Source organism: Marinobacter gelidimuriae (assembly GCF_000372805.1).
Lineage (GTDB): Bacteria > Pseudomonadota > Gammaproteobacteria > Pseudomonadales > Oleiphilaceae > Marinobacter > Marinobacter gelidimuriae.
Map to the genome: position 1 here is coordinate 12,588 of NZ_KB889884.1, position 24,872 is coordinate 37,459.

Genomic DNA, 24,872 nt, shown 5'->3' on the forward strand with positions numbered 1-24,872 from the left:
TGTTTAATTATCAACCTCTTTCTTATTTAAGAAACGAGTTGATCTGCATGAAGTGAAGATTTGAATGTTTTTTCAATTCGATCTATTCTCACTGTGAAACGTATAAAACACCGTGAAGATTAATAACTGGTTAATATTCCTAATTTAAACACATGTAAGGAACTATCATGGCTGATCAGAGTCGTCGCAAGTTTATGCGTCACAGTTTGCTGGGTATGGCTGCTCTACCTCTTGGTATGGGCATACTATCCCAGCGCGCGTTCGCCCAAAGCCTTCCACCGCTCGACCCAACAACCCCCCAAGCCAAAGGGCTGAACTACGTTAAAGTGGCCGAAGAGGCCGCCGGCCACCCGGCTTATGCGGCAGGTGAACACTGCGCAAACTGCAATTTCTTCCAAGAAGCCAACAACGGCTGTGCATTGTTCCCGCAAAATAGCGTAGAGACCAACGGCTGGTGTCAGACTTGGGTCAAGAAGGCCTAATTACCAACGTTTGAATGATGATCTTAAAAAACCGGTGACCAATTGTTTTTCCAGGAAAATAAATCTGCACCGGTTTTCTTTTAAAAATCGTAAACGTGAAGTAAGTTACCTGAGCATTTCTCAGGAAGACAAGCAATGATTGCCTCTTCATTTTCCCCGATTTTCTGGCGCGACGAACGCATGCCTCACGTAGAACTTCGTAAGGTCGCGGATGGGCGTCAGGTCTGCTATGCCCTCCACAGCCATCCACATTGGTCGTTAGGTGCGATTACCAGCGGAACAAGTACGTTTCGCTATCGCGACGACAGCTTTGCGGTCAGTGCCGGAGACTTGGTGGTGATGAACCCGGAGTGGGCGCACGCGTGCAATCCGATAGATAACCGTCCCTGGTCATATTTAATGATGTATGTTGATACCCAGTGGTTAACAAATCTGCGATTCCAGGCGGGTTTACTCCCTACCCCAGCCTGGCAGGATCTACACACGGCTGTGCTATCCGATACCCGCTGGTTCGATCGTTACTGCCATCTCGCAGATTGCCTTTTGGATGCCCAGTCTGCGGTTACAGACAAGCAGAGAGAATTAGAGACGTTTCTATCAGGTCTCATGCACGAGCTGGCAACTCAGCCAATCAATCAGCAGCCGGCTATCGCAGATGTTTTAACACAGCTGGTTCGCTATATAGATCAGCATGCGACGGAAGATGTTTCGCTGGAGACCCTATGCGCCCTTTCAAGTTTAAGCGAGGGCCATTTGATCCGCTCCTTTAAACAGGCATTCGGTTTTACTCCCCATGCGTACCTGGTGAATCGACGCGTGCAACTCGGCCAGAGTGAGCTAAAACAAGGCACGCCCATTGCCGAGGCAGCCCTGAATGCAGGCTTTGCCGATCAGCCTCACTTTCAGCGTGCCTTCAAGCTACGAGTGGCCGCAACTCCAAACCAGTACCGTCTCGGTTCAGCTAACGAGAAGATACACGCAGCTGGCAGCCAGTAATAACGCCAGTGTGCGGTTGATGGTCATCAGGATGACGGGCTTTTGAACATATCGGCGCAGGAATGCGCCGGCGTAAACCCAGCAAGCCAGTGACAACCAGCAGATTGGCAGGTAAAGAGCAGCAAACAGCAGGACCTGGTTCAGATCGTTTGCGTTAGTGAACGCCCCGATGCCAGAAGCGGAGGCAAGCCAGGCTTTGGGGTTCAACCACTGCATCAAGGCGCCTGTAATGAAGCCCGGTGCCTTTTTGCGGCCAGCTTCTGGCAATTGACCGCTGTCCAGGGCTAACTTGATACTCAGATAAAGCAAAAATGCGATGCCTGCCCAGCGCAACATACTTTGCAGCCCCGGCACTATCGTCAGCAGTGAATAAAGACCCAGCCCTACCGCAATGAAGAGCACGATAAAACTCAGCGTGGCACCGGTAACAAACGTTAAGCCGGTGGCAATCGGGTAGCGGGTACCACTGCTCAGGCACACAAGATTTACAGGCCCGGGTGAAATAGACGCCGCTAAGGCAAACGCACACATGGGCAGAATCAAAGACATAGTTATACACTCTCCGGTCGAATCAGGAGCGGATTCTGCCATGCCCGGCAGCATGGTATATTGAACAAAATTGAGGTGTTGCGGCTTATTGAGCCTCAATTAAGATCGGGTTTAAGAGCGCGATCAAAATCGAGAGAGATCTACGGTTCGATGCGAATTTCAGCTATCAGCACGCTCATCAACTCCGACGCTGGCAGCTCACGCGCCAGCGGCGCTCCCTGCCCCGCCCATTGTGCGGCAAATTCGTTGTTTCCCAGTTTGGACGCGGCTTCACTAAGCCGTTTAGCTGCATCGTAAGCTCGCGGGTAATCCGCGGGAAACGGGCTGCCGTCTGCTTCGCCAAATGTAATCAATCGATTAACCATCCCCCGTGCTGGCCGCCCGGATAGGACATCCGTCAATCGTGTCTGCGTTGCACGTTGGCTTTTCAGATTTTCGCGATAGGCGCTATTGGCCGCAGATTCGGGACACAGAACAAATGCCGTTCCTAGCTGGGCAGCTACCGCTCCAAGTTTCAGCACCGAGTTGACGGCATGGCCGTCCATAATGCCGCCCGCCGCGATGATAGGCAGTGTTGTGTGCTTTGCCAGCAAACACACAAGCACCATCGTACTCAAACACTCATCCGTTGTTTCCGGGTTAAACATACCCCGGTGCCCGCCGGCTTCAATACCCTGGGCGACAATGGCATCTATTCCCGCTTGCTCGATCAGTGTTGCCTCGTAAAGATTGGTCGCCGTTGCCATGGTGTAAATGCCGGCCTCACGCAAACAGGCAATACAGTCAGCAGAAGGTATGCCGAAATGAAAACTGACGACAGCCGGGCGCAGCTCAAGCAACATCTCGAATTGTTCGTCGTCGACAAGGAATGAAGTGTAAATTTCGTCGAGTTGATCGGGCGTATCCAGCCCGGCTTCGCTGAACAGTGGAGAAAGATACGCAAGCCACGCTTTTTCTCTGTCAGGGTCACGCGTTGCAGGGGCGTGGCAAAAGACGTTCACATTGAACGGCTGTCCGGTTAGCCGATGCGTCTGTTCAATCATGTTTCGAGCTTGGTCAATTGTGCTAGCGCCAAGCCCCAGTGAACCGAGCCCGCCCGCGTTCGACACCGCGGCAGCCAACTCCGGCGTAGATACGCCAGCCATTGGTGCCTGAATAATGGGAAAACGAATGCCCAGTTTTTCAATAAAACCCGAAGTCATGTGCATTAATAATCCTTAAAAACCAATGCCAGTGTGTTGTGCCGTATTTTTCTTGAACTTTGCCCAAGAAATGATCTTTGCGGCCACCCATCTCATCTACCTCATCGTCAGTCAGTTTGCCCCAGTTTTCACGCATCGTGCCTTTGAGTTGTTTCCAAAATTTAACAATAATGATGGCGTTGCGATTAATTCATAATATATTCATGTTTACATGAAGCACGTTGGTTTAGAAAGAGTCATTTTTAATAAAAAAAGGGCGCTTCAACTCTCGTTGAAGCGCCCTTTTAAATACCATTCACACCTACGCGATATCAAACCGGTCAGCGTTCATAACTTTGGCCCAAGCGGTCACAAAGTCGTGCGCAAAGCGCTCTTTGCTGTCGTCCTGAGCATACAATTCCGCATAAGAGCGCAGGATGGAGTTGGAGCCGAACACCAGGTCTACTCGGGTAGCGGTCCACTTCACCGCGTCTGTTTTGCGATCGCGAATCTCGTAGGAGTTCTTGCCGGTCGGTTTCCAGCTGTTTCCCATGTCGGTCAGGTTTACAAAAAAGTCGTTGGTCAGTTGACCTTCCCTGCTGGTGAATACGCCGTGCTTGCTGCCACCGTGGTTGGTGCCAAGCACACGCATTCCACCGAGTAGCACCGTCATCTCCGGCGCTGTAAGGCCCATCAACTGAGCACGATCCAGCAACAGTTTTTCCGGGGTAGCCGTGTAATCTTTTTTCACCCAGTTACGGAAGCCATCGTGAATGGGCTCCAGCGGCTCGAAAGATTCCACGTCGGTCATCTCGTCGGTGGCATCGCCACGGCCGGCTGAGAATGGCACGTTTACGCTTACACCCGCGGCTTTGGCCGCCCGCTCTACGCCAACGTTACCTGCCAGCACAATCACATCGGCCACACTGGCGCCTGTATCTGCGGCAATTGCTTCCAGCACACTTAATACGCGGCCCAGGCGCTCAGGCTCGTTGCCTTCCCAGTCTTTCTGGGGGGCCAGACGAATTCGAGCTCCGTTGGCGCCGCCACGCATATCCGAACCACGGTAGGTACGGGCGCTGTCCCAGGCGGTGTTAATCATGTCGGTAGCGTTCAAGCCACTGGCAGCAATCTTTGCTTTTACGGCATCAACGTTATAACCGGTGTTGCCGGCAGGCGTCAGATCTTGCCAGATCAGATCTTCCTGAGGTACTTCCGGGCCGACATAGCGCACTTTTGGCCCAAGGTCACGGTGAGTTAATTTGAACCAGGCGCGAGCAAACACGTCTTCAAAGTAGGCTTGATCTTTGGCGAACTTCTCGGAGATTTTGCGGTACTCCGGGTCCATTTTCATGGCCATGTCGGCGTCGGTCATGATCGGGTTGCGACGCACAGACGGGTTTTCTGCATCCACCGGCTTGTCTTCTTCTTTCATGTCCACCGGCTCCCACTGCCAAGCGCCGGCCGGGCTCTTGGTCAGTTCCCACTCGTAGTTCATCAGCAATTTAAAGTAGCCGTCGTCCCATTGGGTGGGGTTGGTGGTCCAGGCTCCTTCAAGACCGCTGGTGACGGTGTGATTACCGACTGTACCGGTCTTTTTATTCCAGCCCAGGCCCTGCTCTTCTACTTCAGCACCTTCCGGTGCTTCGCCCAGGTTTGCCGGATCGCCATTACCGTGGCACTTACCCACGGTGTGGCCACCTGCGGTCAACGCGACCGTTTCTTCGTCGTTCATGGCCATACGCTTGAACGTTTCGCGCACGTCGTGGGCAGTTGCAAGCGGGTCCGGGTTGCCGTCAACGCCTTCGGGGTTCACGTAGATCAGGCCCATCATCACCGCCGCCAGCGGATTTTCAAGGTCGCGCTCACCGGAATAACGGCTCTTTGCGTTATCGCTGGTAGCCAGCCACTCGTCTTCTGCGCCCCAGTAGATGTCTTCTTCCGGGTGCCAGATATCTTCACGGCCAAAGGCGAAGCCGAAGGTTTTGAAGCCCATGGATTCATAAGCCACGTTACCCGCCAGCACAATCAGGTCAGCCCAGCTTAGTTTGTTGCCGTACTTCCGCTTTATGGGCCACAGCAGCCGGCGGGCTTTGTCGAGGTTGCCGTTATCCGGCCAGGAGTTTAGCGGAGCGAAACGCTGATTGCCGGTGCCTGCGCCACCGCGGCCATCGGCAACGCGGTAGGAACCGGCTGCGTGCCACGCCAGACGAATCATCAGACCGCCGTAATGGCCCCAATCCGCCGGCCACCAATCCTGGCTGTCGGTCATCAGGTCGTTCATGTCTTTTTTCAGGGCGTCTACGTCGAGTTTTTTCAACTCTTCGCGGTAATTGAAATCAGCACCCAGGGGCTTGGTTTTGCTGTCGTGCTGATTGAGGATGGCCAGGTTCAAGGCGCTGGGCCACCATTTCATGTTGCTGCTGCCGGAGGAGGTATTGCCGCCGTGCATGACCGGGCATTTGCCCGCTGTTGAATTGCTATCAGCCATCTTTTTTCTCCACTATTTTCGGGGGATGTTGGCTTCACTCAAAGACAACGTAGCAATTATGCGTTGCTTCTTTGATGTGGCTTGGACTGACTATAAGGCAACAGGCTAGCATTAATATAATTTTCTTTTCCTACCACGACAGTTAGTTTTTAACTATGACCGTGCAGGCGTGCCTGCCTGTTCCGCCAGCAGTTTCGCCGGCTCTGGTGCCGCCTGATTAAGGAACTCGAACATAGGTGCCACTTCACGAATTTTTCGTGCCTGGGGCCAAAGGGCCTCGGCTTCGCTAAAACCCTGGCGTAAATAGTTCATCCATTGTTTGATGCGCCCGGTTACGTACTTGTCTTCCAGCCAGCCCTGAAGCGCGACCCCGTATTCCTGCACCAGAGCCAGTGCTTCCGGCCAGGTCATCAGCTCGATGCTTTCACCGCGCTGGCTGGCGCGAATTTGGCGTGCCAAATCCGGCCGCGCCACCAGGCCACGGCCAATCATTACATCGTCACAGCCAGTCACTTCACGACAGCGCCAGTAGTCAGCCACCGTAAAAATATCACCGTTAGCGATTACCTTGGCCTTTACCGCTTCCCGCGCCTTGGCAATTTCTTCCCAGTAAGCAGGTGGCTTATAGCCGTCGGTTTTGCTGCGTGCATGAATAACGATTTCCCCGGCGCCAGCGGCGTCCAGGGCTTGCGCGCAGGCCACGCCCATGGAGCGGTCATCATAACCCAGGCGCATTTTGGCCGTCACCAAGATATCGGCTGGCACGGCCTGGCGCACGGCCGCGGTAATTTCATGCATTAGCTCGGGCTCACGCATCAACACACAACCGCCTTTATGCTTGTTCACGGTTTTGGCCGGGCAGCCAAAGTTGATGTCCACCTGGGTGGCGCCCAGTTCTGCGGCTTTGGCACCGTGGCGGGCCATCATGTGCGGGTCGGAACCCAGCAGCTGAACCGCCACTGGCACGCCCACCCGGGTCAGCGAGTTGTTATGAAGTTCGGGCGCGTATTTGTAGAAAATCCGCGGCGGCAGCATGCCGTGGGTCACGCGAATAAATTCGGTCACGCACCGATCAATACCGCCCACTTTGGTGAGGGTTTCACGGATAGGTGCATCCACCAGCCCTTCCATCGGGGCCAGAATAATTTGCATGAGCGCTCCAGAGCAGGTCAAAACAGCGGTGAAAGAGTGATAAAAAGAGTGATAACAACAGTGGCACTGAGGATGCCAAAAAATCAGGAAATAGAGAAGAAGGGATTATACGCGTTCTATAGTTTCAAACTTGCCTTGGTCGTTGAAGCTGATGCAAAAACTGCCACGAACGCCATCGTTCAGATAAAAACGGGAAAGAATTCGAGCCGGGAAACGAACAGAGCGTCCGTCCCGGGCCCGTGCAGTCACATCTTGTGCAAGGCCCTGGTAGAGCTTTATCCACTCGTCAGGGCCAATGCTAATGTCCACCACAATGCGTTGCATGGCTCGTATCCGGTCTGGCTTAGTTGGCCAGCTCCAACAGCAGACGGTTCAGGCGTGTTACGTAGGCGCCCGGGTCTTTCAGCTGTTCGCCACTGGCCAGGGTAGCCTGGTCAAGCAGAACCGCAGACAGCTCGCCAAAGCGATCTTCACTCTGCTCACGCTCCAGGCGCTGCACCAGCGGGTGGTCCACGTTAATTTCGAAGATCGGCTTGCTGTCTGGCACGCTCTGGCCAGCGGCTTCCATAATCTTCTTCATCTGGGCACCCATGTCGAAATCCGCCACTACCAGGCAGGCTGGTGAATCGGTCAGCCGGTTGGTTACGCGCACTTCTTGAACCCGTTCTTCCAAAGCCTTTTTTATGCGCTCGAGCAGGCCTTGATGTTCTTTGGTGGCTTCTTCCTGGTGCTTTTTGTCTTCTTCGGTTTCTACATCACCCAGATCCAGCTCGCCGCGAGCCACATCCTGGAACTGCTTGCTGTCGAAGTCATTGAGGTAACCCATCATCCACTCGTCAATGCGGTCAGACAGAATCAGCACTTCAATGCCTTTTTTGCGGAACACTTCCAGGTGCGGGCTGCTCTTGGCGGCCATGAAGTTGTCAGCAGTGATGTAGTAAATCTTTTTCTGGCCTTCTTTCATGCGGCCGATGTAGTGCTCCAAAGATACATTCTGGGCTTCTTCACCGGTGTGGGTAGAGGCAAAACGCAGCAGGCCGGCGATTTTTTCGCGGTTGCCAAAGTCTTCCGCCGGGCCCTCTTTTAACACCGCGCCAAATTCGTTCCAGAATTTCTGGTATTCGTCGCCTTCTTTCTTGGACAGCTTCGATAGCATGTCCAGAACCCGCTTGGTGACCGCGGTGCGAATGCTGTCGACGATGCTGTCGTTCTGCAGAATTTCACGGGACACGTTCAGCGACAGATCGCTGGAATCAATCACGCCCTTAGTGAAGCGCAGGTACAGCGGCAGGAACTGTTCGGCGTCGTCCATAATGAACACACGCTGAACGTAGAGTTTCAAGCCACGGGGTGTTTCGCGGTTGTACAGGTCAAACGGCGCGCGAGCCGGAAGGTACAGCAGGCTGGTGTAATCCAGCTTGCCTTCCACTTTATTGTGAGACCAGCTCAGAGGGTCTTCAAAATCGTGGGAGATGTGCTTGTAGAACTCTTTGTATTCCTGGTCTTTAATTTCCGTGCGCGGCAGTGTCCAGAGCGCAGTGGCATCGTTGACCGTTTCGTCTTTGCCCTTTTGCTCTTCTTCCTCGGATTCAGACGCCATGACCACCGGGAACGAAATGTGGTCAGAGTACTTCTTCACCAGGTTGCGCAGGCGCATGCCATCGGCAAATTCCTTGGCTTCCGGCTTCAGCTGCAACACAATCTCGGTGCCACGCTGGGCGCGTTCAACGGTTTCGATGGTGAATTCACCGTCGCCTTTAGACGCCCAATGCACGCCTTCGGATGCGGGTGCACCGGCGCGGCGGGTAAATACGTCAACCTGGTCAGCCACAATGAATGACGAGTAAAAGCCTACACCAAACTGGCCGATCAGCTTGCTGTCTTTTTTCTCATCACCAGACAGCTGCTTCAGGAAGTCCGCGGTGCCGGAACGGGCAATAGTCCCCAGATTGCTGACCACGTCTTCGCGGACCATACCAATGCCGTTGTCACTCAAGGTGACGGTATTGGCTTCGGCATCGTACGCCAGGCGGATTTTGAGCTCGGAATCGCCTTCGTACAGGCCGTCGTCTTTCAGAGCGGCGAAGCGCAGCCTGTCTTCTGCGTCAGAAGCGTTGGAAACCAGCTCACGAAGGAAAATTTCCTTGTTGGAATACAAGGAGTGAATCATCAGCTGTAGCAGCTGCTTTACTTCGGTCTGAAAACCCAGAGTTTCTTTTTGCGATTCAACCGTCATGGTGCGTATCTCTCCTGACTACTGTGGAACATAAAATAAGTGGCGATTTGTGCTACGCCATGGATCATGGAAGCAGAAATGGGGCCACCCAGAGGCATTTCAAGGCTAACGAGTCAGCGGATTTAACGTCAGTGAGTAGCAAGACGGAACGCCACCTATGCTATAAAGCCCTCATAACTTGTGAATCAGCAGGAGCTCGCAGTGAACCCAATCACCAAACCCCAGATGTTGAAAGCCCTACTTACTGCGCTAACGCTGGCTTTTACTTTGGCCGGCTGCTCAGTCAATCCGGTCACCGGGGAACGCCAACTGTCCATCATTCCGGAAAATCAGGAATTGAGCATGGGTGCCGAGCAGTACAAGCCCACCCAGCAGACTCAAGGCGGTCAGTTCTATATTGACCCGGAGCTGACTGTGTACGTTCGCGAAGTGGGCATGAAACTGGCGGCGGTGAGCGACCGGCCTGACTTGCCCTACGATTTTGTGGTGCTGAACAGCAGCGTGCCCAACGCCTGGGCCCTGCCCGGCGGCAAGATTGCCATTAATCGCGGCCTGCTGACAGCGTTCAGCGATGAAGCCCAGCTGGCCTCGGTGCTGGGTCATGAGATTGTGCACGCCGCCGCCCGCCACAGCGTGCAGCGTATGCAGCAGGCGCAGATTATAGGCTTGGGAGTGGGCGCTCTGGGCCTGGCGCTGACGGATAACGAATGGGCTGGCATGGTGATGGGCGGCGCCGCCGTTGGCGCACAACTGGCGCTGGCGCAATACAGCCAGGGCGACGAACTGGAGTCCGACTATTACGGTATCCGCTATATGAAAGCGGCCGGCTATGACCCCCAGGCCGCTGTAGAGCTGCAACAGATTTTTCTGGAAATGTCGCAGGGCCGCAGCGCCGGATTCATCGACGGACTGTTTGCCACTCACCCACCATCCGCCAAACGGGTGAGCGAGAACCGTAAACTGGTGAGTGAAGTGGGTGGCGGCGGCTATCGCGGTGAAGACGTATACCAGAAGAAAACCGCCCTGCTACGAAAACTGCAGCCCGCTTACGATGCTCATGACAAGGCGGTTGAATTAGCTGGTAAGAAAGAATACGCGGCGGCCATCGACAAAGTGAACCAGGCAATCAAGCTGGCCCCGCGAGAAGCGATGTTCTACAACCTGCGCGGGCGTTTGTACCAGCAGCAGGAAAACCTGGACAAAGCCGGTAAAGATTTTGACAAGGCCGTTGAGCTTTACCCGGAAATGTATGTGTACCGTATCTACAACGGCCTGAACGCGCTGGAACAAAATAACCTGGGCAAGGCCAAAGACAATCTGACCCAGGCCAACCAGTCGGTGCCTACGTCCATCGCGTTTCTGCGCCTGGGAGACATTGCGGTGAAACAAAACGACCGTGGCGAGGCCATTGCCAACTACCGCACCGCTGCGCAGGCCGGTGGCGAAATCGGCCAGGAAGCTCAGGCTAAGTTGACGCGCCTGACCCAATAACCCGTTAATCGCAGTTTCTAAAGCCGCAGACTTACACGCCTGCGGCATTTTTTATGGCAAAAAATGATCATTGTCACGGCTTTGAGCGACAGCTCGGTAAGGCCGATTGACTTTATAGAGTAATCACTCTAAAAATACTCACAGTGACATTCACAGTGGGTAATAACCATGGCAACAAAGCACCTTCGGCCACTGGGCTCAAAAGCCAAGCGGCTATATGTAAATATTATGTTTCAGGTAATGGGCCGAGCCTTGCAGGCGGTCAGCGAAGTGGACGACGAGGTGTGCAATGAAGCGCGCCCACTGCCCACAGGTTTTCTATTTCAGATGATGGTGATGCCCAAGGGCGCCAGCCTGTTGATTGAGCACGTCGGCAACGGGCGCTTTAAATACCAGAGCGGAGAAGCGCCACGGTCAATCGACTTATCGATAAAATTCAAACACCTGGAACACGCATTTCTGGTGCTTTCGTTCCAGGAAAAAACCTTGGCAGCCTTCGCCAACGATCGCATGTTAGTGGATGGCGACATCAGTTACGCGGTGCGTATGACCCGCATTCTGAACCGCCTGGAAGCCTTTATTTTACCAAAATTGGTGGCCGAACGGGCGGTGAAAGCCTATCCCAAAAATCTGCAGCTGCCTGAAAAACTCATCAGCGCCGCCCGAATTTATCTGAAAGTTACGACCCATTTTATTAAAACAGCGAGAGCATCATGAGCCGCCAATATTACGAGTTTTTCTGCCCGGTCAAAGTGATTGCCGGCAAAGCCGCTTTAGAGCACATCCCCTACGAACTGACCAGCATTGGGGCCAAGCGCCCGATGATTGTGACCGACAAGGGTGTGCGCGCGGCCAGCTTGCTAGACCCGGTGATTGCCGCCTGCGAAGACAGCGGTTTAGAGATTGTCTGCATTTTTGATGACGTGCCACCCGATTCGTCTATCAGCGTGGTGCGTACCATTGCCGCGCTTTATCGCAAAGAGAAATGCGACTCTATTATCGCTGTAGGCGGTGGCTCGGCCATTGATACCGGTAAAGCGGTGAATATTCTGGTGTCTGAGGGCGGCGATGACCTGGCCAAATACAGCGGTGCCGGTGTGATCAATAAACCGTTGAATCCGTTTTTTGTGGTGCCTACCACGGCAGGCACCGGCTCGGAAGTGACGTCTGTGGCGGTGATCACCGACGAGGTAAAAGGCGTTAAACTGCCCTTTACGTCGTCATTTTTGCTGCCCAACGCGGCGATTATTGACCCGCGAATGACCATCACCCTGCCGCCGCACATCACTGCGGCCACAGCCATGGACGCCATGACCCACTCGGTGGAAGCCTTCACCTGCATGGCGAAGAACCCGCTCAGCGACGCTTATGCCACAGCGGCCATCAAAAAGGTCAGCCAGTTTCTGCCCAAGGTGATGGACAACCCCAAAGACGTCGACGGCCGCCTGGAGTTGGCGCAGGCATCTACTATGGCGGGCATCGCATTTTCCAACTCAATGGTGGGCCTGGTACACGCGCTTGGCCACGCCACGGGCGCTATCTGCCACCTACCCCACGGCCTGTGCATGAGCCTGTATCTGCCTTATGTGCTGGAATACAACCTAGAGACGATTCGCCAGTTTTTGGGCGAACTATTGCTCTATTTGGATGGCCCGGAAGTGTATTCCGCCACGCCTTCCAGTCGCCGCGCCGAAGCCAGCATTGCCGCCCTTCGCAAGATACGCAACAACCTGTATCAGCAGTGTGAATTGCCGCGCACCCTGAAAGAAAGCGGCAAGGTGACCTACGACCAGCTGGAAGCCATTGCCCAAATGGCGCTGGACGACGGCGCGATTATGTTCAACCCGAAAGAAGCGGACTTAAAAGATGTGCGTGCAGTATTGGAAAACGCCTGGGCCGGATAAGCCCGGGCGTTTCATGGAAATCGGCGATGCAGCCGAAAGGCTGCAACGTTGAGAACTGCGAAAGATTTATTTTCTTCTCTCAAGGCGGTGCTTAAGGACCAGATGCGTCAATGTCGCACCCCCTCATCTTCCCAGCGATCAATGCATTCCTTACCGGGCAAAATCTATATCCCGTATCCATTGATTTCATCCTTGTTCATCTAAACGCCATGTTCGGCCCCGCAAAGCTTGGCTAACCTCTACCCACGCTACGCCAAGACGGTAAGACTGTCACACTTTCAATTCGACATATGGTGCACTCGCCGATAGGTTACGGTCAATCGCGCTCGCTTTCTTCCCGATCGTCAGGGTCGGTGCGCGGATCGAGACCCATAGCAAACGATTCAAGCTAACGCCAGAATCAGCAGCTTGAATCGCCAGTGGCTGGCGCGCTTAGATGGGCGTTAAATCAGTAATGATAGCGGAGCGGAGCTACACGCAAGGCGTCACTTGTAACCTTGTACACAATACTATTCCGTACAAAATGCTGTACAACAAGCGGTGTCCTGAGCCTGAATAACCCACCACTGACACAAAAAATTGCACACAGACTCAGAAGCAGCGCAGCCGAGGGAGCGGCATTTAGGAAGTGATCTTGATAGCGTGGCTCATCTGAGCTACATTATTAGAGTCACTTATACAGAGAAAATATCATGGCTGCTAACGACGTTGTCCGCGCTCGAATTGATCGGCACCTGAAAGATGAGGCCACCGCGATACTGGCCACTATGGGGCTTACCGTGTCTGATTTCGTACGCATCGGCCTGACTAAAGTGGTCAGCGAGCAAGGTTTGCCGTTCGAGATGCGCGTACCCAACCGGCTGACCGCCGAGACTCTCGTCAAAAGCGAACGCGGCGAGGATTTGCACCGAGCCGAAAGCGCCGAGTCACTGTTCGATGAGCTAGGCATCTGATGCTCAATCCCGTCTATTCCGGCCAGTTCAAGCGTGACCTGAAGGCCGCTAAGAAGCGCGGCAAGGATATGGAAAAGATCAAACAGCCGATGCGACTACTGCTTGAGGGCCAGCCCTTGCCAGCGGAGTACAAAGACCATCCGCTCAAGGGGGAATGGCGCAGCTTCCGCGATGCCCACATCGAACCGGATTGGCTGCTCATCTACAAGATCGATGGTGATGATGTGCGCTTCGAGCGCACGGGCCGGCACACGGATCTATTTGACGAGTGACCGGCTTGGCAGCGCAGGAAGTCCATCAAAACCACCCCTGCTTCGCCATGATCGCACCGATCAGCGCAACCGGATAGCCTGCAGCCTCCATGCGGAGCGGCAGGACAACGCCCAGTAGACTGTTGCCGACAGTGAAGAACAGTACCAACCAGAAGAGATTTTACAGAGGCAAGAACCTCCCGCACGTTTTGTGTCATCAACCGGACTCCAAATCATTGTGTCAGAATCTGCAACGTGCGGTAGCCAGTCGGCACCGACATAAGACCAAAAGTTGGCGCGTTCCACCAAACACATGGTCGTTACCGAAGGGAGGGGTGCGGATTAATGAAAGTCAGACACGGGACAGGAGCCGCTGCGCCACCCACCGATGGTATAACCAAGCCAAGATGGGGCGCACCACAGGCAAGGCGATTAACCATGCCAATGGCTTCAAGCTTGTAACTCGAGACATTAAGAGGATGTAGGCGTCTATTTCGCGATGCACTTGGCCTTGTGCATCTTTAACGTGTAATTCCCGCAAAGCTTTATCTGGATGAATACCCTGCTGAAGAAGCTCCTCATCACGCCCGGTAATATCCAGCCACTCAACGGATTCTCCTGTTCTCCCCGCCAGCTTTTCGTACCAGCGGCGATCGCGGATGCAGACAGGACATGAGCCATCATAAAAAACGATCAGTTTTCCCGATGATCTGTTCATAAAGAATCTCCGAGTAATACAGGACGCTTTATGAAGACTCTACCATGACGGTACGTGATTGGTTGGCCGCGCGGTTAAAAGTTGCAAAACTACTCCAGCCGCCGCAGCAGCAGCATCGGCGACACAGTCAACACCGGGCGCAACTGCCAGCGCCCGAACAGTGACAATACCACTGCACTGATGAACGGAATCGGTAGCACCACTTGCCAGTGAACGCGGAAATTTCCTTCAAACATGCGCAGTTGAAGAGCGTAAACCGCCGCTTCCGCAGCAACCACTCCCAGAATTCCTGCAAAGCCGCCAAGCAACGCAAACTCCAGCAAAGTCGCTCGCACCAGCAAGCTCTGACGGCCGCCCAAGGTGCGCAGCAGCGCCCCTTCGCGCTGGCGATCCTGCAAAGTGGCACTGACCACCGCCGCCATCACCACCAGCGCAGCGGCCAGAATCAACCCCAGAATTGCCTCAATGGCTTGGGTAATTTGGACCACAATCAATTGAATTCGTTCGATAATATTGTCGACTTCAAGCACCGACACTGTGGGGAACTGGCGGGAAAACGCGTTCAGTTCGTTTTTCGCCGTTTTCGGCAAAAATAAACTGGTGATCCAGGTTGCCGGCAACTGGCGCAGACTGCTGTCTGGCGAAAACGCCACGTAGAAGTTGGGTGTCATACTGTCCCACTGCACGCTGCGGATACTGGTCACGGTTTCAGTGATCTGCTCAGAACCAATGGTGAAGGTCAGTACGTCACCAGGCGTAATGCCAAGCTTTCCAGCCAGCTCAGATTCCACCGATACGCCGTCAGTTTTGCCCGGGGCGAACCATTCACCATCAACAATGCGGTTGTTTTCTGGCAGCGTGTCCATCCAGGTCAGGTTCAGCTCGCGGTTCAACGCATTCACCCGTTCGTCTTTGCTGACCGCCTCTTTTACCGGTTTGCCGTTGAGCAACGTCAGGCGGCCACGCACCATGGGGTACATAGCGTCCAGAGGCTGGCCGCGGCTGTTCCAGAATTCGTTAATATCGTTCACGGCCTGGGGGCTGATATTCACCATAAAGTGATTGGGCGCGCCTTCAGGCAGCTGCGCACGCCAATCGTCCAGCAAAGAGGTCCGCACCAAAATCAGGGTGGTGCCCAGCATCAGTGTCATGGCGAATACAGCAATTTGTGACAAGCTAGCCTGGCGGTGTCGGTAAAGACCCAACAGCGCCAGGCGCCAGGCATTGCCGCCGCCGCGCACTTTGCGCAAGCCCAGTACCAGCATCCAGCCCAGCAACACCAAAGTGGACAGAAGCAGGCCGAGGCCCACTAATAACGCCAACACCAGCTGCACATCGCCGGCGTAAACCCACACCAAACCAAACACTCCCACGATACCAATGATGAAATCGGGCACCAACTCGCGCCGGGACTCCCCTGGCTGGCTTCGCAACACCCGCATAGCGGGGACTTTGCGCAGGCGACGTATGGGCGGGTAAGCAAAAGCGAACAGCGACACAAGGGCCGTCAGAGCCGCCGGTGTTAGCGCCTTCGGGTCAAGGTAAACGTCAACAGGCTGATCCAGCACATCGCCTAATATTTGACTCAAGCCCCAGAACAGCGGTAAGGCCACCAGTAAACCACCGACCATGCCGACAACGCCCCAAACGGCCAGTCGGCGCAGGTACAAACGGCCGATGCGAGGGCTACCGACGCCGAGAGTTTTCAACAAAGCTACCGTATCGCGCTGCGACAAGGCGTACTGACGGCTGGCCACCGCCACCGCAACTGCGGCCAGCAGCACGGCCAGGCTGCCGCCCAGCAGCAGGAAGCTTTCGGCCCGCTCCAATGAGGCCGACAGGGTTTCACCATCGCGTACGCTTCGCCATTCCTGGCTGGATTGCAGCTGGGGTTTTAGCCACTGTTCAAAATCCGATAGCTCAGCCGCATCGCCAGCGAACAGATACACAAAACTGACCCGGCTGCCTTCTTGCAGAACGCTGGTCGATGCGACATCAGTTTGATGCATCATCACCCGTGGCGCCAACGCTGCCATGTTAAAGCCACCGTCAGGTTCGCGCTCCAGCAGACTGCTGATCACCAACGTGCGGGTGCCCAGTTCAAGCTCATCGCCCACATTCAATTCCAGCAAGCGCAGCAAACGCGGGTTTATCCAAACCTCACCGGGAGCTGGGCCAGATTTCAGGGTTTGCCGTGGCTCATCGAAGCCCGTGCGAATTTCGACTTCGCCACGCAGCGGATAACCGTCGCTAACAGCTTTCACCGAAACCAGTTGAAAGTTACCACCGCCAAACACCATGGTGGAAAACTCGGTCATTTCTGCTGTTTCCAATCCACGCTGCTGCGCCTCAACGAGCCAGGCCGGCGGCAGTGGTTGGCCGTTTTCCGATTCCAGCTGGCGGTCAGCCGCCAGGAACGAGCTGGCCGATGACACCAGAGTGCGTTGCAACTGGCTGGCAAACAGCGCGATGGTAGCCACCGTGGCCACGGCAATAATCAGCGCCGCCAGCACCACCCGAACATCCCTTTCGCGCCATTCGCGGCGCACCGACTGCAATTTACCGGTAGCGGCCATCAGCTTGCGGCCTTCTGGCGGGTTTCCGGCTCGCTCAACACCCCACCCTCAATGTGGAACTGTCGGCCACAGCGGGCCGCCAGCTGTTCGTCATGAGTCACCATCACCAGGGTGGTGCCCTGCTCGCGGTTCAGCGCCATCAACAAATCCGATACATCTTTACCGGTACGGTTATCGAGATTACCGGTGGGTTCATCGGCGAATAGAATCGCAGGTTCGCAGGCGAAGGCGCGGGCTATGGCCACCCGCTGCTGCTCGCCACCGGATAACTGCCGCGGGGTATGCGTCAGGCGCTCACCCAGGCCTACCCGTTGCAAAAGCTCCCGCGCTCGCGCTTCGGCATTTTGGCGACCGGCCAGTTCCAGCGGCAACATCACGTTTTCAAGAGCGGTCAGAGCCGGCAGTAATTGAAATGACTGAAACACAAAACCAACCCGCTGAGCCCGCAGCGCGGCGCGTTCGTCTTCGCTCAGAGCGCTGATGTTTGCACCGTCCAGCTCAATGCTGCCTTCGCTCGGCGTGTCCAACCCGGCCAGCAAGCCCAGCAAGGTGGTTTTTCCGGAGCCGGAGCGCCCGACAATAGCGACAGAGTCGCCCTGATTGATTTCCAGGTTGACCCCTTGCAAGATCGTTAGCGTATTGGATTCAAGGTCCACCTTGTGTGTCAGCTTGCTGACCCGCAATATCACGTGGGGATTCGGTTGTGGCTGGTCATTAGATTGATTCACGGCTCTGGTTAATCCTGTCCTGTGGCGAAAAATTTGGGAGACTACGCAGTGTTCAAGAATACGGTTTTACTGGCGGTCAGATCATTTGCACTGCTGCTTGTGCTAGTTATGACACCTGGTTTGATCAGTGCCAACACCCTGCTGGTAATGGGCGACAGCCTGAGCGCGGCCTACGGCGTACCGGAAGAAACCGCCTGGGTAAATTTGCTGCGCCAACGCTTGGCCGACAAGGGCCACAACGACTGGAGCGTGGTAAATGCCAGCATCAGCGGCGAAACAGCCGACGGAGGAGCCCGCCGGCTGCCGGATTTACTGAACAAGCACCAACCGCAACTGGTGATCGTGGAGCTGGGCGGCAACGATGGCCTGCGCGGTTTTCCTCCGCAGGTGATCGAAAAAAACCTGGCCTTGATGCTTAAAAACAGCCAACAGGCTGGCGCCCAAACCCTGCTGGTGGGTATGCAAATACCCCCCAATTACGGCGACCGTTACACCCAGGCTTTCGCCGCTATTTTCGGAGATCTGGCGCAACGCTACAACTCCGCACTGGTGCCCTTCTTTCTGGACGACATTTACAACGTTAACAGCTTAATGCAAAGCGATGGCATTCACCCCACAGAACCGGCCCAAAGCATTTTGCTGGATAATGTGTGGCCCTACCTGGTACCTTTACTGTGAGTCGCCGCTAACAAACCTTTTATTTCAGGGTGTTGACTCCGGCGCTAAAAGCGAATAATATGCGCGCCGACTTGATGCTGTTCCCTGATAGCTCAGTTGGTAGAGCAACGGACTGTTAATCCGTTTGTCGCTGGTTCGAGCCCAGCTCGGGGAGCCACTTATTTTAAAATGCCGTTGATTCAAAAGAATCAGCGGCATTTTTCGTTTCAGCTCTCACTAACAACGAGAAACTCGCCGGTTGCAATCACTTCTTTACCGTAAACTGCGGAAAATGCGCACTGAACCGCGCCTGGCTGGGCAACCTCCTCAGTCACTTCCACCATCAACTCCCCTTCCACCGGCATTGATTCACCCGTGTAGCGCTTCAATGCCCGCACCAGTACGATCACCGCCCTGCTCATTGGCTCGCCGCCCATGCTGAGTTTCCGGCATGCCATCAGTTGTGCGGCGTATTCCAGCGTTGCCCATGCAGACAGGCCATCTTTATCGACCAAGGGGTGATTGTCGGTGATGACTGCACGGGTTTGTGCGCCATTTTCAATCAGTGCGAACTCCTTGATCAGTTGCATCGCGCCAGCATGGGGTAACTGTTCACCCACCGCTTGGGCGGATTGATACTTCGATGGGTCATAGACCGGCCGTCTGCCTGAGCCAAATTGCAGTTGTTGGCTGGTTAATATTCCTTTGGCCACAGGCTTGCCGGCCACCGCACAGACCAGGCGCCAGGTGTCTGATGCTTTTTCCTGGCATTCGACGTCAATCCGTTTGCCAGGCTCTATTGGCCTCAGCAGGCGCAGCTGTCGAATGTTGGTTACCGGTTTGCCAGTAGCCTGTTCCAGCCCCCGCACCAAGTGTTCAATTAATACCACCGCCGGAACAATTGGAGCTCCCGGGAAATGGCCGGGCATGGCCGGGTGGGCTCTTGATATTTCAAAGCTAAATTGCATGGTTTCAGCTGTACTCTGAGGATTCAGATAAAGTGGTCCTGTGCTATAGTCGTCCGCTATACCGATATCAAGGGCGTGACCGTTTTTTAATTCGCGCGATTCTGGCACTGAGCTCTGGAAGCTGACAATGAAGAAGGTTCTGGTCGTACATTATTCCCAGAGCGGGCAGCTTGATAATGTGGTAAGGGAGTGTACGCGACCACTGGTCGAATCGGATGATATTTTAGTGACATTCGAAAATATCCGTCCGGTGGAGGATTTCCCGTTTCCTTGGCCTTTTCTGGAATTTCTCGACGCATTTCCCGAATCTGTTTACCAAGACCCGCCTCCTATTGAAGACCCAAGTGTTCTCGGTGACGAGGATTTTGACCTTGTCATTCTTGCGTACCAAGTATGGTTTCTATCCCCTGCTCTGCCAATGACGGCATTTCTTCAGCATCCGCGTGCCAGGCAGTTGCTTGATGGCAAGCCCGTGGTTACGCTGATCGCTTGCCGGAATATGTGGCTGATGGCTCAGGAAGATATGAAACAGAAGCTGACGGAGCTGAATGCCAGCCTGGTCGGTAATATCGCGATGGTGGATGAAGCCGGCTCGCTGCTGAGCTTTTTTGCCACGCCCCTTTGGGTACTCACCGGCCGCAAAGGGCCGTTCTGGGGTGGTCTGATCCCAAGAGCCGGCGTTTCAGAAAAAGAGATCGCCGCCAGTGAACGCTTTGGCCGGCGTATTCGCGACCGATTGAGAACCAAAGGCGAAGTATCTTCGGACATGTTCCGGGGACTGTCAGCCGTCCATATCAACGCGGGGCTAATTTCCAGTGAGAAAACCGGCAAGCGGGCGTTTCGTCTGTGGGGCCGACTGCTGCGGACACTTGGTCCGCGAGGGGCCTGGCAACGCAAACCGGTGCTGATGTTTTATTCGGTTTTCCTGGTGGCCATGATTCTGACAGTGGTTCCGGCAGGCATGCTGATCAAACGTCTGGCCTCGCCACTGACACGCAAGCGCATTGCGCAGCAAAAAGCTTATTTCAGCGCACCTTCGGGTGAATAAGACCCTGGATTGTTTCACCCTTCGGCCCCTGCCAGTTACCGAGCTGTTTAACACATGAAGAACGTTTACATTACCGCGATCGCCGCAGCGCTGCCCAATGCACCTGTCGGTAACGATGAGATAGAGTCGGTGCTTGGCCAGGCTGGCGCTCAGCCTTCACGAGCACGGCGGGTGATCCTTAAAAGTAACAAGATCAAGAACCGGTATTACGCGGTGGACCCGAAAACCGGCGAGCGCACTCATACCAACGCGAAATTGACTGCAGAAGCTATTCGCGCACTGGGCGACTGGTACAGTAAAGGCATAGATTGCTTGGTATGTGGCACCAGCCTGCCCGACCAGTTGATGCCCAGTCATGCGGTGATGGTTCATGGCGAACTGGCCTCCCCTCCTTGCGAGGTGGTGGCGACAGCAGGTGTGTGTCTGGCTGGGATGTCAGCGCTCAAGTATGGCTGGATGTCCGTTGCCACCGGTCAGCATCAGCGGGTGGTATGCACCGGTTCGGAAGTGGCGTCGGCGGTCATGCGCGGCAAGCTGTTCGAGCCAGAGACTGCCGCCTCTGTAGACACCCTTGAGAACAAGCCGGAAGTGGCCTTTGATAAGGATTTCTTGCGCTGGATGCTGTCAGACGGTGCCGGTGCCGTTGCCCTTGAACCCACCCCGGCCAAAGAGGGCCTGTCGCTACGAGTTGACTGGATTGATATCCGCTCCTTTGCCAATCAGCTGGACGCCTGTATGTACGCCGGCGCCCGCAAGCGTGAAGACGGCAGTCTGGAAAGCTGGAAAGATCTACCTCACGAAACCTGGCTAAAAGAATCAATTTTCGCCGTCAAACAAGATGTCCGCATGTTGAACGAACATATTGTTGCTACTACTATCGAGCAGTACCTGCCCGAGGTAATCGAGAAGTATCAGCTGGTCGCCGATGATATCGACTGGTTTCTGCCTCATTATTCGTCCGGCTATTTCCGCGAGCGTGCCTATGAGGGCATTAAAAACGGCGGACTGGAGATTCCGTTCGAACGCTGGGCCACTAATTTACCCGACAAAGGCAACACCGGTTCTGCATCGATCTACATCATGCTTGAGGAACTGTACCATTCCGGCAAACTGGAACCCGGCCAGAAGCTGCTTTGCTGGATACCTGAAAGTGGCCGTTTCTCTTCGTCTTTCATGATGTTGACTGTGTGTGACCATCAGGACCAATCATGAAACTGGATGATGTGCCCCAGGACAAGTCACGATCGTTCGAAGGCCAGAAGAAGCGCATCTATGCCCGTAACGCCGACGGCGAGTACACTTCAGCGCTGTCTAGCGGCTGGGAAGCAGAAGACATTGTTTTGGATCAGGCCATCGAGGAGTACAACCGTTTTCGCCGTGAAGCCCGTCAGCGGGTGCAACAAGGCCTCGCTTCTCCGCTGGAATACCACATGTACGCGCACCGAATGGATGTGACGGTTCTGGCGCAAGCCACGGGCTTTTTTCGCTGGCAGGTTCGCCGACATCTGAAACCGGCCGTTTTCAAACGCCTGACACCGCGCAAGATGCAGCGCCATGAAGAAGCGTTCCACATGACGGCCGAGCAACTGCGCACTCTCCCGCCGGAAGACAAATCACAAAATGACTGATTTCAATCACCAGCAGACCGCTCACTGCGAAAGCGGTGCCGTGGCAGCCCTACTGCGCCATAACGGTCTGGATTTATCCGAGCCCATGATATTCGGGCTGTCCTCTGCCCTCACCTACGCCTACATTCCGCTGGTAAAAATGGGAGGAATGCCACTGTTGGCCTACCGCATGCCCCCCGGTCGCATCATTCGCGGGTTGAGCAAGCGCCTGAGCATTCGCTTCCATTTCGAGCGCTTCCGCGGCCCGAAAGACGGCACAGTGGCGCTGGACAAATACCTGGAAAAAGGATTCCCAGTAGGCCTGCAGGCGTCGGTTTACTGGCTGCCCTACTTTCCGGAAAACATGCGTTTCCACTTCAATGCCCATAATCTGGTGGTCTATGGCAAAGACGCCGACGACTACCTGATCAGCGACCCGACGTTTGAGCAGCCGGTTCGAGCAGATGTTGCTTCCCTACAGCAGGCGCGATTCGCCAAGGGTATGCTGGCCCCGAAGGGGCTGACCTATTACCCGGAAACCATCATTCAAACCCCGGACTTGACCGCCGCTATCCCGGAAGCTATTCGCTCAACCGTTAACATGATGCTGCGCACGCCCCTGCCCTTTATCGGTGTTCGGGGCATTCGCCACGTTGCCCGGCACATAGAAAAGCTGTCGCCCGCCAACGAACACTACAACAAGCTGCTTATCGGCCACATGGTGCGCATGCAAGAAGAGATTGGAACCGGCGGTGCCGGCTTCCGTTTTCTGTTCGCGTCCTTCCTGCAGGAGTCGGCACACCTGCTTTCTCATGAAGGCTTGGCGCAAGCCGCGGACCAGTTCACCGATGCGGGTGATGAGTGGCGCCGCTTTGCGCTTTATGCGGCCAAGATGCTTAAAGGGCGAAGTGCACTGGACTACGGCAAGCTGGCCACACAGCTGCGCAACGTGGCCGATATTGAACAACAGGGCTATCGACAACTGTTGGAACTCAAATTACGCTGATACCTAAAGCTCCCCCTTTGGCCAGGTGACGACGGCGTGGAAGCGGCCATCGGTATCGGCGGCGATAACAATCAGGGGTGAGTTTTCGCCCGACTGCAGATAGCGAATCAAGGCGCCGGCAGCATGGCCCGGATACGCTGCCAACGCCGGATCAAATCCTTTCAGCATTGGCCAGTTTTGTAAACAACTTGATGTCATGCGCTGCTGAGTCCAGGGCGACAGCGACACTCGATATTCAGTCGCCGGGTCCAGTTGATTCAGCCATTGATCTAGCGCGCGCTCGTCTACCAGAGTGGCCATGTCTGTTATCGAGGCGAGGCTGTCAGCCCTGCCCTCAGGCGCCACCAATAACCAGTGACTGCCCTCGCCAACCTCCGTACCCGTTTCCAGCCCGAGACGAAAACGATGATGCTCAAGCGGCAGAACCGCTTCGTCCACCGCCCCAACCAATGCCTGCGATACAGCTCCCGTGCCGATATCCATGGCCGCCAACTGCAGAGCAGCAACCACTGAGGCATCGCCCCGAGAGACAAAGAGGTTACGATGGCGCAGCCCGAGGTTGCGGGCAACAAAGTAGCCGGCCGAGTTGCTCAGGGTATTGATGAAGTTGGCGGGTTTGGGCACCATACCGCTGCAGATCATCTGCTCATGAACCTTCGTGATATTGCCCAACGAGGCAAAGCGAGAACCGATGTACAGCCCCGCATCGTGTTTAACGTCAGCGCCGTCAATACATTGAGCTGAACCAATCAGTGCCATCTGGGTGAACCGATCAATGCGTCGGAAACGTTCGCGACACGCTGCCGTAGCGGCGGCTCTCAGATTGGCCAGGCCCTGATCGGGATCAACGGTCTGGTACTGATCTCCGATGGCAATAATATCGAGCATGGATTCGAATCCCGGGGTTAACTCAGACTTGATAGCGGATAATCAGGCTGGAGTTATTGCCCCCAAACCCGAAAAAATTCAACAAATAATGACCTGGGCCAACCGCCAGCAGCTTTGACATCGGCACCACTCCCAGGCCGGGGTCGGGCTCGGAAAACCCGGCACTGGCAGGCAGCCTGCCCTCTGGAAGCGCAGCAGCAACCAGCAGGGTTTCCATCACGCCACAACTGCCCAGCGTATGCCCCAGCGCCGCTTTCAGAGAGAAAAACGGCGGTACGTTGTCAAAAGCGCGGCGCATGCCGGCGGCTTCGCCAACGTCATTCAGAGGCGTAGCGGTACCATGAGCCTTGATCGCCTGAATATCGGAAGGTGCAATGCCGCTTCGGTCCAGCGCATCGGCCATCACCGCCGCAATGGTGCTGCCATCCGGGTTAGACGCGGAAATGCTGAAAGTATCGCAGTTACTGGCTCCCCCCTGAAGCAAAACACCTGGGTCATCGCTTTCACACTTTGACAACAGCATGACTCCGCAGCCTTCACCCAGCACCAAACCGTCACGCTGCCGATCAAATGGGCGCATGTTCTTCTGCGCCAGCAACTGCATGCCATGAAACCCGGCCAAAGTGGTATCGTTTCGGGTTTCCAGGCCAACCACCAGGGCATGGTCACTGACCCCGGTGCGAATGGCTGCGGCGGCGCTGAGTATAGCGTTGGCAGTGGCCGTACAGTAAGCGCCCTTAAACCGACCCACTTGCCCTCAGTCGAACTGCGGCACTTTTTTTGAGACCCGCTCTAGTTTGACGTTCCATGGCAGCAGTGCTTCCAGCTTCTCCAACGTGTCAGCGTCGGCAATGCGCTCCAGAACATGCTGGATATAAACCGACGGTTCCAGTTTGTTCGCTTTAGCGGTTTCGACTAGGGAATAACACGTGGCACTGGCACGGGCGCCCTGGGAGGTATCTGCAAAAAGCCATGCTTTTCGGCCAACTG

26 protein-coding genes and 1 tRNA gene are annotated in these 24,872 nt (G+C 55.1%); 13 read left to right on the plus strand and 14 right to left on the minus strand.

Annotated features, from left to right (window positions below):
* Window positions 1-167: 167 nt before the first annotated feature.
* Window positions 168-482: a high-potential iron-sulfur protein gene (locus A3OI_RS0109185; protein ID WP_018403990.1), complete on the plus strand. Its 315-nt coding sequence runs from the start codon at window positions 168-170 to the stop codon at window positions 480-482.
* A gap of 135 nt (window positions 483-617) precedes the next feature.
* Window positions 618-1,478 carry an AraC family transcriptional regulator gene (locus A3OI_RS0109195; protein WP_018403992.1) on the plus strand — a complete coding sequence of 287 codons (861 nt, stop codon included), beginning with the start codon at window positions 618-620 and terminating at the stop codon, window positions 1,476-1,478.
* On the opposite strand, the gene A3OI_RS0109200 is transcribed toward A3OI_RS0109195, so the two are convergent.
* The 7 genes from A3OI_RS0109200 to htpG all read right to left on the minus strand — a co-directional run bounded on the left by A3OI_RS0109200 (window position 1,440) and on the right by htpG (window position 9,087).
* Window positions 1,440-2,027 carry a LysE family translocator gene (locus A3OI_RS0109200; protein ID WP_018403993.1) on the minus strand — a complete coding sequence of 196 codons (588 nt, stop codon included), beginning with the start codon at window positions 2,025-2,027 and terminating at the stop codon, window positions 1,440-1,442. The genes A3OI_RS0109195 and A3OI_RS0109200 overlap by 39 nt on opposite strands.
* Before the next feature lie 140 nt (window positions 2,028-2,167).
* Complete coding sequence (locus A3OI_RS0109205; protein ID WP_018403994.1) at window positions 2,168-3,229, minus strand: NAD(P)H-dependent flavin oxidoreductase; 1,062 nt, start codon at window positions 3,227-3,229, stop codon at window positions 2,168-2,170.
* Window positions 3,210-3,419 (minus strand): CsbD family protein, encoded by a 210-nt coding sequence (locus A3OI_RS21835; RefSeq protein ID WP_323806875.1) that lies wholly within the window; start codon window positions 3,417-3,419, stop codon window positions 3,210-3,212. The genes A3OI_RS0109205 and A3OI_RS21835 overlap by 20 nt, the downstream gene beginning before the upstream one ends.
* Before the next feature lie 111 nt (window positions 3,420-3,530).
* A complete protein-coding gene (katG, locus tag A3OI_RS0109215) occupies window positions 3,531-5,699 on the minus strand; it encodes a catalase/peroxidase HPI (RefSeq protein ID WP_018403996.1) in 2,169 nt (722 codons plus the stop codon).
* 153 nt (window positions 5,700-5,852) lie between these two features.
* Window positions 5,853-6,851, minus strand: a complete 999-nt coding sequence (locus tag A3OI_RS0109220; RefSeq protein WP_018403997.1) for a tRNA dihydrouridine synthase — start codon at window positions 6,849-6,851, stop codon at window positions 5,853-5,855.
* 105 nt (window positions 6,852-6,956) lie between these two features.
* On the minus strand, window positions 6,957-7,175 hold the full coding sequence (locus tag A3OI_RS0109225; protein WP_007351010.1) for a DUF2835 domain-containing protein: 219 nt from the start codon (window positions 7,173-7,175) through the stop codon (window positions 6,957-6,959).
* 19 nt (window positions 7,176-7,194) lie between these two features.
* The gene (gene htpG, locus A3OI_RS0109230; protein ID WP_018403998.1) at window positions 7,195-9,087 is read right to left on the minus strand and encodes a molecular chaperone HtpG; all 1,893 of its coding nucleotides are present in this window, start codon (window positions 9,085-9,087) and stop codon (window positions 7,195-7,197) included.
* A gap of 201 nt (window positions 9,088-9,288) precedes the next feature.
* Here htpG and A3OI_RS0109235 point away from each other — a divergent pair, with 201 nt between their 5' ends.
* The 5 genes from A3OI_RS0109235 to A3OI_RS0109260 all read left to right on the plus strand — a co-directional run bounded on the left by A3OI_RS0109235 (window position 9,289) and on the right by A3OI_RS0109260 (window position 13,707).
* Window positions 9,289-10,578, plus strand: coding sequence for a M48 family metalloprotease (locus A3OI_RS0109235; protein WP_018403999.1), 1,290 nt, complete (start codon window positions 9,289-9,291; stop codon window positions 10,576-10,578).
* A gap of 168 nt (window positions 10,579-10,746) precedes the next feature.
* Window positions 10,747-11,295 carry a hypothetical protein gene (locus A3OI_RS0109240; RefSeq protein ID WP_018404000.1) on the plus strand — a complete coding sequence of 183 codons (549 nt, stop codon included), beginning with the start codon at window positions 10,747-10,749 and terminating at the stop codon, window positions 11,293-11,295.
* Window positions 11,292-12,482, plus strand: coding sequence for an iron-containing alcohol dehydrogenase (locus tag A3OI_RS0109245; RefSeq protein WP_018404001.1), 1,191 nt, complete (start codon window positions 11,292-11,294; stop codon window positions 12,480-12,482). Before A3OI_RS0109240 ends, A3OI_RS0109245 begins: the two co-directional genes overlap by 4 nt.
* Before the next feature lie 692 nt (window positions 12,483-13,174).
* Window positions 13,175-13,435: a type II toxin-antitoxin system RelB/DinJ family antitoxin gene (locus A3OI_RS0109255; protein WP_007351016.1), complete on the plus strand. Its 261-nt coding sequence runs from the start codon at window positions 13,175-13,177 to the stop codon at window positions 13,433-13,435.
* Complete coding sequence (locus tag A3OI_RS0109260; RefSeq protein WP_007351017.1) at window positions 13,435-13,707, plus strand: type II toxin-antitoxin system YafQ family toxin; 273 nt, start codon at window positions 13,435-13,437, stop codon at window positions 13,705-13,707. Before A3OI_RS0109255 ends, A3OI_RS0109260 begins: the two co-directional genes overlap by 1 nt.
* A gap of 331 nt (window positions 13,708-14,038) precedes the next feature.
* Here A3OI_RS0109260 and A3OI_RS21840 read toward each other — a convergent pair whose 3' ends face one another.
* The 3 genes from A3OI_RS21840 to A3OI_RS0109280 form a co-directional block, all read right to left on the minus strand.
* Entirely contained in the window at window positions 14,039-14,404 is a 366-nt protein-coding gene (locus A3OI_RS21840) for a thiol-disulfide oxidoreductase DCC family protein (RefSeq protein ID WP_081622902.1), read from the minus strand.
* An 89-nt stretch (window positions 14,405-14,493) separates the two neighbouring features.
* Window positions 14,494-16,980 (minus strand): ABC transporter permease, encoded by a 2,487-nt coding sequence (locus A3OI_RS0109275; RefSeq protein WP_018404005.1) that lies wholly within the window; start codon window positions 16,978-16,980, stop codon window positions 14,494-14,496.
* The gene (locus A3OI_RS0109280; protein WP_018404006.1) at window positions 16,980-17,708 is read right to left on the minus strand and encodes an ABC transporter ATP-binding protein; all 729 of its coding nucleotides are present in this window, start codon (window positions 17,706-17,708) and stop codon (window positions 16,980-16,982) included. Before A3OI_RS0109280 ends, A3OI_RS0109275 begins: the two co-directional genes overlap by 1 nt.
* 48 nt (window positions 17,709-17,756) lie before the next feature.
* Between A3OI_RS0109280 and A3OI_RS0109285 the strand changes: the two genes are divergently transcribed.
* A complete protein-coding gene (locus A3OI_RS0109285; RefSeq protein ID WP_018404007.1) occupies window positions 17,757-18,386 on the plus strand; it encodes an arylesterase in 630 nt (209 codons plus the stop codon).
* Window positions 18,387-18,467: 81 nt separating this feature from the next.
* A tRNA-Asn gene (locus tag A3OI_RS0109290) sits at window positions 18,468-18,543 on the plus strand.
* A gap of 49 nt (window positions 18,544-18,592) precedes the next feature.
* Here the strand turns inward: A3OI_RS0109290 and A3OI_RS0109295 are convergent.
* Entirely contained in the window at window positions 18,593-19,333 is a 741-nt protein-coding gene (locus A3OI_RS0109295; RefSeq protein ID WP_155903067.1) for a hypothetical protein, read from the minus strand.
* A gap of 127 nt (window positions 19,334-19,460) precedes the next feature.
* Here A3OI_RS0109295 and A3OI_RS0109300 point away from each other — a divergent pair, with 127 nt between their 5' ends.
* From A3OI_RS0109300 to A3OI_RS0109315, 4 genes are read left to right on the plus strand one after another with little or no spacing between them, the layout of a single operon-like run.
* On the plus strand, window positions 19,461-20,381 hold the full coding sequence (locus A3OI_RS0109300) for a hypothetical protein (protein ID WP_018404009.1): 921 nt from the start codon (window positions 19,461-19,463) through the stop codon (window positions 20,379-20,381).
* Window positions 20,382-20,435: 54 nt separating this feature from the next.
* Complete coding sequence (locus tag A3OI_RS0109305) at window positions 20,436-21,593, plus strand: beta-ketoacyl-ACP synthase III (RefSeq protein ID WP_018404010.1); 1,158 nt, start codon at window positions 20,436-20,438, stop codon at window positions 21,591-21,593.
* The gene (locus tag A3OI_RS0109310; protein WP_018404011.1) at window positions 21,590-22,009 is read left to right on the plus strand and encodes a hypothetical protein; all 420 of its coding nucleotides are present in this window, start codon (window positions 21,590-21,592) and stop codon (window positions 22,007-22,009) included. The genes A3OI_RS0109305 and A3OI_RS0109310 overlap by 4 nt, the downstream gene beginning before the upstream one ends.
* On the plus strand, window positions 22,002-22,994 hold the full coding sequence (locus A3OI_RS0109315; protein ID WP_018404012.1) for a BtrH N-terminal domain-containing protein: 993 nt from the start codon (window positions 22,002-22,004) through the stop codon (window positions 22,992-22,994). Before A3OI_RS0109310 ends, A3OI_RS0109315 begins: the two co-directional genes overlap by 8 nt.
* Before the next feature lie 3 nt (window positions 22,995-22,997).
* Here A3OI_RS0109315 and A3OI_RS21100 read toward each other — a convergent pair whose 3' ends face one another.
* From A3OI_RS21100 to A3OI_RS0109330, 3 genes are all read right to left on the minus strand, one after another.
* The gene (locus A3OI_RS21100; RefSeq protein ID WP_018404013.1) at window positions 22,998-23,882 is read right to left on the minus strand and encodes a beta-ketoacyl synthase N-terminal-like domain-containing protein; all 885 of its coding nucleotides are present in this window, start codon (window positions 23,880-23,882) and stop codon (window positions 22,998-23,000) included.
* A 22-nt stretch (window positions 23,883-23,904) separates the two neighbouring features.
* Window positions 23,905-24,633, minus strand: a complete 729-nt coding sequence (locus A3OI_RS19710) for a beta-ketoacyl synthase N-terminal-like domain-containing protein (protein WP_018404014.1) — start codon at window positions 24,631-24,633, stop codon at window positions 23,905-23,907.
* 6 nt (window positions 24,634-24,639) lie between these two features.
* Window positions 24,640-24,872, minus strand: a 233-nt coding sequence (locus A3OI_RS0109330; protein ID WP_018404015.1) for an IS66 family transposase, incomplete at its 5' end; no start/stop codon positions are given.